The sequence below is a fragment of the Subtercola sp. Z020 genome (genome assembly GCF_002931235.1).
In the GTDB taxonomy this organism is placed as follows: domain Bacteria; phylum Actinomycetota; class Actinomycetes; order Actinomycetales; family Microbacteriaceae; genus Subtercola.
The window spans coordinates 1-11,179 of the sequence record NZ_PSTT01000043.1 but is presented as its reverse complement, the minus strand read 5'-3'; the positions used below and the strand labels follow the sequence as shown (position 1 = coordinate 11,179).

General features: G+C 69.9%; 7 protein-coding genes, 1 pseudogene and 1 riboswitch. Of the genes and pseudogenes, 3 read left to right on the top strand and 5 right to left on the bottom strand.

The features are described 5' to 3' along the window. Both C5B96_RS17335 and C5B96_RS06340 read left to right on the top strand, forming a co-directional pair. Positions 1-369, top strand: a pseudogene (locus C5B96_RS17335) (hypothetical protein); the annotation flags it as partial. A 260-nt stretch (positions 370-629) separates the two neighbouring features. Further along, positions 630-1,835, top strand: coding sequence for a DNA polymerase IV (locus C5B96_RS06340; protein ID WP_104244075.1), 1,206 nt, complete (start codon positions 630-632; stop codon positions 1,833-1,835). 64 nt (positions 1,836-1,899) lie between these two features. Here the strand turns inward: C5B96_RS06340 and treZ are convergent, their stop codons facing one another. The 5 genes from treZ to C5B96_RS06315 all read right to left on the bottom strand — a co-directional run bounded on the left by treZ (position 1,900) and on the right by C5B96_RS06315 (position 10,131). Continuing rightward, positions 1,900-3,996: a malto-oligosyltrehalose trehalohydrolase gene (gene treZ / locus C5B96_RS06335; RefSeq protein ID WP_233189037.1), complete on the bottom strand. Its 2,097-nt coding sequence runs from the start codon at positions 3,994-3,996 to the stop codon at positions 1,900-1,902. Between the two features lie 13 nt (positions 3,997-4,009). Further along, the gene (locus C5B96_RS06330; RefSeq protein ID WP_104244073.1) at positions 4,010-6,469 is read right to left on the bottom strand and encodes a malto-oligosyltrehalose synthase; all 2,460 of its coding nucleotides are present in this window, start codon (positions 6,467-6,469) and stop codon (positions 4,010-4,012) included. A 31-nt stretch (positions 6,470-6,500) separates the two neighbouring features. Next, positions 6,501-8,702: a glycogen debranching protein GlgX gene (glgX, locus tag C5B96_RS06325; protein ID WP_104244071.1), complete on the bottom strand. Its 2,202-nt coding sequence runs from the start codon at positions 8,700-8,702 to the stop codon at positions 6,501-6,503. A gap of 69 nt (positions 8,703-8,771) precedes the next feature. Next, positions 8,772-9,686, bottom strand: coding sequence for an LLM class F420-dependent oxidoreductase (locus tag C5B96_RS06320; protein WP_104244069.1), 915 nt, complete (start codon positions 9,684-9,686; stop codon positions 8,772-8,774). 52 nt (positions 9,687-9,738) lie between these two features. Next, the gene (locus tag C5B96_RS06315) at positions 9,739-10,131 is read right to left on the bottom strand and encodes a DUF3592 domain-containing protein (RefSeq protein ID WP_104244067.1); all 393 of its coding nucleotides are present in this window, start codon (positions 10,129-10,131) and stop codon (positions 9,739-9,741) included. Between the two features lie 20 nt (positions 10,132-10,151). Further along, positions 10,152-10,259, top strand: a riboswitch (TPP riboswitch). A gap of 41 nt (positions 10,260-10,300) precedes the next feature. On the opposite strand from C5B96_RS06315, the gene C5B96_RS06310 reads away from it, so the two are divergent. After that, positions 10,301-10,987 carry an ECF transporter S component gene (locus C5B96_RS06310; protein ID WP_369826448.1) on the top strand — a complete coding sequence of 229 codons (687 nt, stop codon included), beginning with the start codon at positions 10,301-10,303 and terminating at the stop codon, positions 10,985-10,987. Positions 10,988-11,179 lie beyond the last annotated feature (192 nt).

Sequence of the window (11,179 nt, the reverse complement as noted above, 5' to 3'; positions counted from 1 at the left end):
GACGAGGCGGGAGGGGCCGCAGGAGCAGCCACCGCCGCCAAGCCCGCGGCTGCGGCAGCCGAACCCCGCGACCCCTCCCGCCTCGTCATCACCTTCCTGCCGCAGCCGTTCCCGCCCGCGTCTGCGCCCGCCTCGGCCTCCCGCGGGCCGGCCACCGGGGGCGACGGCATCGTGCTGCCCGACGCCGACAGCATCCGGCCCGAGCTGGTGGTGCTCGGCGACCACGCCGTCTACTCCTGGCACCCCGACGGCATCTCGAAGAGCCGCATCCCCGCCTCCTTCTACACGCAGTTCGGCCCCGCCTACACCGCCCGGAACGTCGCCACCGCCGCCAAGCTGGTCGCCCTGCTGCACTCCCGCTCGCCCTGAGCAGACGCGATCGCCGGTGGCGGCATCCACCCGCCGAAACCGGGCGCGATGCCGGGTGCGGCGCTTAGGCTGGAACGGTGAGCGACGCCAAACGAGCGGCCAGCTGGGAGTCCCGGCCGATACCCTCGCGCGCGCCCGCACCGGGCACGTCGGGAGCGCCCGACGCCTCACGCGCGAGCGGCGGCGGCCGGGCATCCGGAGCAGCCCCCAGCGCGGGCGAACACGTCTTCGGTGGCGGCGACGACGATGGCACCTCGACCATGCTGCACATCGACATGGACGCGTTCTTCGCCTCGGTCGAGCTGCTCGAGCATCCGGAACTCCGCGGCCTCCCCGTCATCATCGGCGGTGTCGGCGGCCGTGGCGTCGTCACCTCCGCCACCTACGAAGCCCGCCGCTTCGGCGTGCACTCGGCCATGCCGACCGTACGCGCCCTGCAGCTCTGCCCGAAGGCCATCGTGCTGCCGAGCCACCACGAGAAGTACCGCGAATACTCGGCGCAGGTGATGGCCATCTTCCGCGACGTCACCCCGCTGGTCGAGCCCCTCAGCATCGATGAGGCGTTTCTGGATGTCGCGGGCGCCCGCCGGCTGCTCGGCTCGCCCTCCACCATCGGTGCCGCCGTGCGGTCGCGCGTGCTGAGCGAGACCGGCCTCACCTGCTCGGTCGGCGCGGCGTCGACGAAGTTCATCGCGAAGATGGCGTCGGGGCGCGCGAAGCCCGACGGGATGCTCGTGGTGCCCGATTCGCTGTCGCTCGCGTTCCTGCATCCACTGCCGGTCGGTGCCCTGTGGGGCGTCGGCGCGACCACTGCCGAGGCGTTGACGCGCCTCGGCATCCGCACCGTCGGCGACCTCGCGGCAACCCCCCTGCAGACGCTCGTGTCGCGGGTCGGCGAGGCCTCGGGCACCAAGCTGTACAGTCTCGCGAACGGCATCGACGGCCGGGCTGTCGTCACCTCCCGCGTCGAGAAGAGCGTTGGTCACGAGATGACGTTCGAGTTCGACGTCGGGGATGCCCGGCAGATCCGGCTCGAACTGCTCCGCCAGTCCGACCAGGTCGCCGTGCGCCTGCGCCGGGCAGGTCTTGCGGCGAAGACCGTGTCGCTGAAGCTCCGCTACTCGGACTTCTCGACGATCACCCGGTCGCGCACCCTCGCCGAGCCGACGGATCTCGCGCAGACCATCTCCGACGCGGCACGCGACCTGTTCGATGCGGTGGGCATCACGCAGCGGGTGCGTCTGATCGGCGTGCGCGCAGAGAATCTCGTCGATGCGAGCGAGACGGTGCACCAGCCGTCGCTGTGGGACGACGAGACGGCCGCGCCCTCCGGGTGGCGCGATGCAGAGGTCACCGTCGACAGGGTCGCCGAGAAGTTCGGTCGCGACATCCTGAAGCGCGCCTCCCTCGTCGACCCCACCTCACGCCCGCCCCGCGCGCCGCGCGGCGGGCGGGGCGCCCCCTAGCCGCGACTCCACCACCCGGGCCGGCGGCCTCTCGGCTGGGCGGCTGGGCGGCTGGGCGGGTGGGTCAGGCGCGGCGGTAGATGGTGGCGGAGTGGGCGGGGAGGGTGCCGAGCGCGGCTGAGGCGAGCGCGGGCGCTGCGGGCGCGGCAGGAGTGTCGGCCAGCACGTCCTGGGTCGCCAGGAGCACGGTGCCGGGCGCGGCATCGACGGTGGCCGCGTCGAGGGGGGCGTCGGAGAAGTTGATCAGGATGCTGATGCCTCCCCGGCGCAACTCGAACCAGCGGGCCGCGTCGTCGTAGCGCACCGCGACCTCGGTGAAGCGCGGGTTTGTGAACTCCGGCGCCTGGCGGCGCAGGGTCGCGAGCGCACGGTACAGCCGCAGCAGCTTCGTGTGACGCGTCTCAGCCGAGGCTCCCACCGAACCGGCCGAACCACCGCCCGCAGCCTCGCTCCAGTCGAGCTTCGAGTTCTCGAACGTCGAGAGCTCCTGCGGATCGGGCACCGACGCCTCATCCCAGCCCATCTTCGCGAACTCCGCGATGCGCCCCTTGGCCGTGGCCTCACCGAGTTCCGGCTCCGGATGCGACGTGAAGAACTGCCACGGAGTCGACGCCGCCCACTCCTCACCCATGAACAGCATCGGCGTGAACGGCCCGAGCAGCGTCAGCACGGCGGCGATCGCCAGCTGGCCGTCCGTCAGCGACGCGGTCAGCCGGTCACCGGTCGCCCGGTTGCCGATCTGGTCGTGGTTCTGGTTGGCGACGACGAGGCGCCAGGTCGACACGTGCGCCGTGTCGATCGGCTTGCCGTGGTTCTTCTCCCGGAAGGTCGAATACGTGCCGTTGTGGAAGAACCCCTCCGTCAGAACCTTGCCGAGCGCCTCGAGCGAGTCGAAGTCCTCGTAGTAGCCGGTCGTCTCGCGGGTGAGCGCGACGTGCACCGCGTGGTGGAAGTCGTCGCTCCACTGCCCGGAGAGACCGTAGCCGTCGCTCTCGCGCGGCGTGAACATCACGGGGTCGTTGAGGTCGCTCTCCGCGATGAGCGTGAGCGGCTTGCCGAGGAACGACGACAGCGCGTCGACCTCGGTCGACAGCTCGGCGAGCAGGTGCACAGGCGACGAGTCCTGCAGGGCGTGCACCGCGTCGAGCCGCAGCCCGTCGACGTGGTAGTCGTTCAGCCACATCAGCGCGTTGTCGATGATGTACCGGCGCACCTCGGCCGAGTCCGGCCCGTCGAGGTTGATCGCCGAACCCCACGTGTTCGCGGCGGCGTCGTTGAGGTACGGGCCGTACAGCGGCAGGTAGTTGCCGCTCGGACCCAGGTGGTTGTACACGACATCCTGGATCACGCCGATCCCTGCCGAATGGCAGGCATCGACGAAACGCTGGTACCCCTCCGGTCCGCCGTAGAGCTCGTGCACGGCGAACCAGAGCACGCCGTCGTAGCCCCAGTTGTGCGTGCCGTTGAACGCATTGACCGGCAGCAGTTCGACGAAGTCGACACCGATCGACGCGAGGTGGTCCAGCTTCTCGATCGCTGCATCCAGCGTTCCTTCGGGCGTGAACGTGCCGAGGTGCAGTTCGTAGATCTCGCCGCCCGCGAGCTGGCGGCCCTTCCAGGCCTGGTCGCTCCACACGAACGTGCTGGGGTCGTATGTGCGCGAGAGCCCGTGCACCCCCGACGGCTGGCGCCGGGATCGCGGATCGGGCAGCACCTGCTCGTCGTCGATGTTCGGCGCCACGGCGCTGTAGATCGGGCCGTCGACGGGCTGCTGCACCTCGGAATCGGCCGCGAGGCGATCGGTGCGGGGCTCAGGGCCGTCTGCACCGCCGTCGGCGTAGGAGTCCCCGTCGTCGTCGACCGGCTCGCCGGCGATCGGCACCACCACGTAGCCGTAGTCCGCCTCGACGAACCCGTCGCCGCCGACACCGGGTGCGGTCCACCAGCCGTCGCCGCGCGGCTGCATCACGACGGAGCGCAGATCGTCGGGCGCGTCGGAGGAGGCCCCCGCGGCATCCACGTCGGTCGTCGCCGGGTCGGCTCCCGCCGCCGCTGAGGCGGCATCCAGATCGACAGCCTCATCGGCGGCCGACACCTCCCGCAGCCGCAGGGTCACTGCTGACGCGCGAGGCGCCCACACGTCGAACTGTTCGATAGCCATGACGACCCGCCCTCTACGCTTCGGTTGCCGGCGCGAGCAGCGCGACCGGGTATTCACTCAACAGTTCTGACAGCAGCAGGCTCGACCCGTCGAACGTGCGGCCGGTGATCACATCGACCACCCGTGCCGTGTCGACGGAGAGGGTCGTATCGCCCCAGCCGCCCCGTGCGGCGAGCCCGACGGGCAGCCGCGTCGCGACCGTCACCGCCGTGTCGCGGTCGAAGGCGACCACGTGGGAGGCCGCCGACCCCTCGGCCCTCAGCGGCCGGTAGCCCTGGAACAGGCCGGGCCGGTCGCGCTTCAGACGCAGCGCCCGCGAGGTGACGAGCAGCTTCGCGGCCGCCGTCGCGTCGATCGCCGGGAGGGGCGCCGAAGGCGCATCCAGTGCCGCCAGCAGCGACCGCCGAACCGCGTAGTCGACGGGGCGGCGGTTGTCGGGGTCGACCAGCGAGGTCTCCCACAGCTCGCTGCCCTGGTACACATCGGGCGAGCCGGGAGCCGTGAGCTGCAGCAGCTTCAGCGAGAGCGAGTTCGACCAGCCGGGCTGCTCGACCTTCGCGATGAAGCCGGCGAGCACGGCCTGCACGGCGGCGTTGTCGAAGACGCTGTCGACGAGGGCGTGCATGCGCTCCTCGAATGCCTCGTTCACGTCGAGCCAGCCGGTCGAGTCGCCGGCTTCGCGCGACGCCTTCTCGGCGTAGGCGTGCAGCCGCTCCCGCGACGCGGGCCACGCCCCGACGATCGCCTGCCAGAGCAGATTCTCGAGCTGGGCGTCGCCGAGCGGCGCCAGGGTGCGCAGCTGGCGCAGGGTGGAGGCCCACTCCGCCGGCAGCTCGGAGATCACACTGATACGCGCCCGGGTGTCTTCGCCGCGCTTCGTGTCGTGCGTCGACAGGGTGGTCATGGCGTTCGGGTAGCTGCGGAGGCGCGCCACCTGCCGCTTGTGGAATTCCGGCACCGACACCGCGAACTCACCCGGGTCGGCCCCGACCTCGTTCAGCGAGGTGAGCCGGTTGTAACGGTAGAACGCCGTGTCCTCCACGCCCTTCGCCATCACCATGCCCGAGGTCTGCTGGAAGCGCTTCGCCGCCTCGTTCGCGGCGTCGCCGAGCGCGGGCAGAATGGCGTCGATGACGCGAGCGAGGTCGGGCCGGTGCTCGCGGGCGAGCGTCGCAGCGGCTTCGAGCTGGTCGTGGCCGAGCGGCAGGTACGAGCGGTACACCGGGAAGCAGGTGAGCAGCTCGGCGATCGCGTCGGCGACCTCGGGGTCGGTGGCGGCGAGGCGATCGGTTCCGGATGCGCCGGTGCCCGCGGCCCCGGGGCCGGCCGCGCCGCCCACAAGCGCTCCGACGGCACCGGCGGCGCCGTCGGCATCGCCGCCGTCAGGCCCGTCGAGCGCCCCGCTCGCGACGAGGTCGCGCTGCAGCCGCAGCACCTCCGAGCGGAGGATGCCGTCGGCGATGCCGCGCTTGGTGGTGTGGATGAGGGCCTCGAACGACGCCGGCACGGGCCGGTCTTCGGTCGCCAGATCGTGGTCAAGGGCATCCAGAGCCGACTGCCCGTCGGGGTCGACCAGCACGCGGTCGAAGTCGGCCAGCGCGTCGTAGCCGGTGGTGCCGGCGGTCGCCCACTCCGGCGGCAGCTGCTCGCGCCCCTCGAGGATCTTCTCGACGAGCACGTAGCTGTGGCCGGTGAGCTCGGCGAGCCGGTCGAGGTACGTGCCCGGATCGCGCAGACCGTCGGGGTGGTCGACCCGCAGCCCGTCGGCCAGCCCTTCGCGGAACCAGCGCGCGATCTCGACGTGCGAGTCGTCGAACACGACCTGCTCCTCGACGCGGATGCCCGCCAGGGAGTTGACCGCGAAGAAGCGGCGGTAGTTGAGCGCGTCGTCGGCGCGGCGCCAGTCCATCAGCTCGTAGTTCTGCTGGGCCAGCACCTCGGTCGCCGTGCCCGCAGAGGCCGTTCCGGGTGCGAGGGGGTAGTGGTTGTCGTAGTAGTGCAGCTCGTCGCCGACCACCTCGAGGCCCTCGATCTCCTCGCCGGCCACCGGCGCAGAGCCGAGAACGGGGATGCGCACCTTGCCCTGGCCGAACTCCCAGTCGACGTCGAAGTACGACGCGTAGGCGGAGTCCCGACCGTGCTTCAGCAGATCCCACCACCAGGCGCTGATGGTCGGCGTCGCGACTCCGACGTGGTTCGGCACGATGTCGATCAGCACGCCGAGGCCGTGCGATCGTGCGGCCGCCACCGCGGCATCCAGACCCGACGACCCGCCCCGGTCGGGGTCGATCTGCGAGTGGTCGATCACGTCGTAGCCGTGGTCGCTGCCCTTCTCCGCCTTCAGCAGCGGTGAGAAATAGACCCAGTCTGCCCCTAGCTCGTGGATGTACCCGGCCGTCTCTGCAGCATCGTCCAGAGTGAACGACGACGTGATCTGCAGGCGGTAGGTGGATTTGGGAGCGGGAGCAGACATGGATCTCTTCTCGAAAGGGGAGGAGGCGGGACTAGCCGGCCGACGGCCGGGTAGCGGGGAGGGTGGGCAGGGCGCCGGTCATGGTGCTGAGCGACGCGGCGACCGAGTGGTCGGGGTCAGCGGTGTCATGGCGGTGCGCACGCAGCACCATCATCGACTTCGGCCAGACGGTGAGCACGTCTCCCGGGCGGGAGGGGGCCTCGTCGGTGGCCTGACCGGCGGTGTCGATGACGACGTCCCACGCGGAGCCGTACTCGGCGCTCGGCAGAGTGAACGCCACATCGGTGTCGTCGGCGTTGAAGTAGACGAGGAAGTTCACGTCGACGACGCGCTCACCGCGGTAGTCGCGCCCGCGGATGCCCTGGCCGTTCAGGAAGACGCCGAGCGACCGGTGCAGCGGAGCATCCCACTCCTCCGGCTCCATCTCGAGCGCGTCGGGGTTCAGCCACACGATGTCGGGCAGCGGTTCGCCGCGGCCCCGTCGCACGGGCCGGCCGTCGAAGAACCGGCTGCGGCGGAACGTGGGGTGGTCCTTCCGCAGCCGCATCACGGCCGACGTGAACTCGGCGAGCGGCTCGTCGGCCCGCTTCCAGTGCACCCAGGAGATCTCGTTGTCCTGCGCGTAGGTGTTGTTGTTGCCGTTCTGGGTGCGCCCGAGTTCGTCGCCGTGCAGCAGCATCGGCACGCCCTGCGAGAGCAGCAGCGTCGCGAGGAAGTTGCGCTGCTGGCGCGCACGCAGGCTGCGGATCTCGGTGTCGTCGGTGGGGCCCTCCGCGCCGCTGTTCCAGCTGCGGTTGTTCGACTCGCCGTCCTGGTCGTTCTCGCCGTTGGCCTCGTTGTGCTTCTCGTTGTACGAGACCAGGTCGGCGAGGGTGAAACCGTCGTGGGCGGTGACGAAGTTGATCGAGGCCACGGGGCGGCGGCCGGAGTGCTCGTAGAGGTCGGCCGAGCCGGTGAAACGCGAGGCGAACTCGCCGAGCGTCGACGGCTCGCCGCGCCAGAAGTCGCGCACGGTGTCGCGGTACTTGCCGTTCCACTCCGACCACTGCGGCGGGAAATTGCCGACCTGGTAGCCGCCGGGCCCGACATCCCACGGCTCGGCGATCAGCTTGACCTGCGACACCACCGGGTCCTGCTGCACGAGCTCGAAGAAGGTCGACAGGCGGTCGACGTCGTAGAACTCGCGGGCGAGCGCCGAAGCGAGGTCGAACCGGAAGCCGTCGACGTGCATCTCGGTCACCCAGTAGCGCAGCGAGTCCATGATCAGCTGCAGCGAGTGCGGGTGGCGCACGTTCAGCGTGTTGCCGGTTCCGGTGTAGTCCATGTAATACCGCTTGTCGTCGTCGACGAGCCGGTAGTACGCCGCATTGTCGATGCCCCGGAAGGAGATCGTCGGGCCCAGGTGGTTGCCCTCTGCGGTGTGGTTGTACACGACATCCAGAATCACTTCGATGTTCGCCGCGTGCAAGGCCTTGACCATGCCCTTGAATTCCTGCACCTGCTGGCCGCGCTCACCGGCCGAGGAGTAGGAGCTGTGCGGCGCGAAGAAGCCGATCGTGTTGTAGCCCCAGTAGTTGCGGAGGCCCTTGTCGAGCAGGGTGCTGTCCTGCACGAACTGGTGCACCGGCATCAGCTCGAGCGAGGTGACGCCGAGCTTCTGCAGGTGCTCGATCGTCGCGGGGTGCGCGATACCGGCGTAGGTGCCGCGCTGGTCCTTCGGGATCTCGTGGTTCAGCTCGGTGAGACCCTTGACGTGCGCCTCGTAGATGATCGTGTCCTGGTAGGGCACCTTGAGCATCCGGTCGCCCGACCAGTCGAAGAACGGGTTGATCACGACGCCGTACATCATGTGCTTGGCCGAGTCGAGGTTGTTCTCGCTGTCGGGGTCGCCGAAGTTGTAGGAGAAGAGCGACTGGTCCCAGTCGATGGTGCCGCTCGTCGCCTTCGCGTACGGGTCGAGCAGCAGCTTGTTCGGATTGAACCGCTGGCCGTTCGCCGGGTCGTACGGCCCGTAGACGCGGTAGCCGTAGCGCTGGCCGGGCTGCACCTGCGGCAGGTAGCAGTGCCAGACGAAGGCGTCGACCTCGTGCAGCAGGATGCGGGTCTCCGCGCCCTTCTCGCCGAACAGGCAGAGTTCGACCTTCTCGGCACCCTCACTGAAGAGGGCGAAGTTGGTGCCGCTGCCGTCGAAGGTCGCCCCCAACGGATACGCGGTTCCTGGCCAGCTGTCCACAGATGTCTCCTATAAAAGTGCATGGCGGTTCTCACAGCGCCCCGGGTGGACGCGTCGGATGAACCGGTCTTACTGTACGTGTGGCATGATCTCGGCCGCGATGAAGTCGAGCTGCTCGACGTCGTGCAGGTCGTTCACCTGCAGGTAGAGGCGGTCGATGCCGAGGTCGTTGATGCGGTCGATGGCTTCGGATGCCGTACCGGCGATTCCGACGGTGCGCAGTTCTCCGGGGTCGCGCCCGATCGCCGCCGCCCGGCGCTGGAGCTCGCTCTCGTCGCGGCCGACCGCCACGACCAGGGCGGCGGAGTAGACGAGGTCGTCGGGGTCCCGGTCGATCGCCTCGCAGGCCTCCCGCACGCGGTCGAAGAGGGGCCGGAGCCCGTCGAGCGCGACGAACGGCGCGTTGAACTCGGTGGCGAAGCGCGCGGCAAGCGCCGGGGTGCGGCTCGGGCCCGTGCCGCCCACGATGACCGGCAAAGGGCTCTGCACGGGCTTCGGCAGGGCGGGGGAGTCGACGAGCGTGTAGTGCTCGCCGCTGAACGAGTACGTCTCGCCCACGGGTGTGCCGTAGAGGCCCTCGATGATCTCGAGCTGCTCTTCGAGCATCCCGAAGCGCTTCGCAGGGAACGGGATGCCGTAGGCCCGGTGCTCGGCTTCGAACCAGCCGGTGCCGAGGCCGAGTTCGACGCGGCCGCCCGACATCGCATCGACCTGCGCCACCTGGATCGCGAGGATGCCGGGCGTGCGGTAGGTGACGCTCGACACCAGCGTGCCGAGCCGGATGCGGCTGGTCTCGCGGGCGAGACCAGCGAGCGTGGTCCACGCGTCGGTCGGGCCGGGGTACCCGTCGCCGTCGCCCATGCGCAGATAGTGGTCTGAGCGGAAGAAGGCGTCGAAGCCGAGGCGCTCTGTGGCCTGTGCAACGGCGAGGAGATCGTCATAGCTGGCGCCCTGCTGGGGCTCTGTGAAGATTCGCAACTGCATGGGATCAGCTTTTCACACTTCTCTGCGTGGCTCTGGTGCGAGGGATGGTGCGCTAGGGCTCCTGGCGCACGCGCACGCGGTGCCAGCGCTCGGGGGAGGGGCCGAACCCGACGCGGATGCGGTCCTCCTTCAGCGGATGCGCCTCGTCGTAGAGCACGGTCACGGCGCCGCTCGCGCCCACCAGCCGGAAGGTGCCCGCGCCGGATCGCGGAATGAGGCTGTGCACCGCGCCATCCAGAGCCGTGTACGTGATGATCGTGACCGTCGAGGTGAGGCGGGAGACCAGTCCGGCCGAGAGGGGTGGCTGAACGGTGACGGCGTGCCCGCTCGCCCGCGTGCCACGCCGGAGCAGCCACGTCTGGGTCATGTGCCGGTGTGCGCGAACCGCGAGGGTGAACCCCGCGAGCACGATCAGCACGCCCAGAACGATGAGGAACTGCATCATTCCCTCAGGTTATGGGATACTGAGGGCAACACGGGAGTCCGGTGAGCCGGGCTGAGAGGAAGGTTCTCAACCTTCGACCGTCGAACCTGATCTGGATCATGCCAGCGCAGGGAGGACAATCTCATACACCCCGTGCCCTCACATTCGCATCGACGAAAGGGCACGAACAGTGCACGCGACAACTTCAGGGCTTCGTAACTCCTCCTCTTCGGCCGGCGGCCGTGCCTCCGGCTCCGCTCCCGGGTCCGCTCCCGGCGGTTCGGCTTCGGTGGGCGGGCGCTTCCGCTGGCGGGTGGTCGACATCATCGTCGCCAGCGTCATCGGCGTCGCCGCCGGGCTGATCTTCTGGGCCTGGGGCCTGGCGTACAACCCGGTCACGACTCCGCTGAGCGCTGCGCTGCCGGGGCTCCAGGGCCTCTTCAACGGCGGCTGGCTGTTCGCCGGCGTGCTGGGTGGGCTGATCATCCGGAAGCCCGGCGCCGCCCTCTACACCGAGCTCGTCGCGGCGATCGTGTCGGCGCTGATCGGTACGCAGTGGGGCTTCACCACGCTGATCTCAGGGGCTGTGCAGGGCATCGGCGCCGAAATCGTGTTCGCGCTGTTCCTCTACTCGAGCTACCGCATCTGGGTGGCGCTGCTCGCCGGCGTGGGTGCGGGCATCGCGCTCTCGATCACCGACCTCACGCTGTCGTACCCGGGGTCGGACACGCCCTTCATCCTGATCTACTCGGCGGCGTCGATCGTGTCGGCCGTCGTGCTCGCGGGGCTGCTGTCGTGGCTCGCGATGCGCGGAATCGCCGCGACCGGCGCGCTGAACCGCTTCGCCGCCGGGCGCGAGGCGAAGGCGCTGGTCTGAGCATCCCGCGCCCCGGCCCGCGCCCGTCTCGACCGCGCTCCGGCTGCGAGACGGTCACTTCCGGCCGAGACCGTCTGTTCTACGTGTCGATCTCGCCCGCACGTGTCGGTCTCGTGACCCGGTCGGTGCTCGCGTGAGCCGCGGCGGCGCGGCCGTATGGGCGCAGGGGTGGGGGTGGCGGCACGCGAGCAC

Coding starts and splice junctions, on each gene's coding strand:
- C5B96_RS06340 (WP_104244075.1), top strand. CDS start 630: ATGCTGCACATCGACATGGACGCGTTCTTCGCCTCGGTCGAGCTGCTC.
- treZ (WP_233189037.1), bottom strand. CDS start 3,996: ATGGCTATCGAACAGTTCGACGTGTGGGCGCCTCGCGCGTCAGCAGTG.
- C5B96_RS06330 (WP_104244073.1), bottom strand. CDS start 6,469: ATGTCTGCTCCCGCTCCCAAATCCACCTACCGCCTGCAGATCACGTCG.
- C5B96_RS06320 (WP_104244069.1), bottom strand. CDS start 9,686: ATGCAGTTGCGAATCTTCACAGAGCCCCAGCAGGGCGCCAGCTATGAC.
- C5B96_RS06315 (WP_104244067.1), bottom strand. CDS start 10,131: ATGATGCAGTTCCTCATCGTTCTGGGCGTGCTGATCGTGCTCGCGGGG.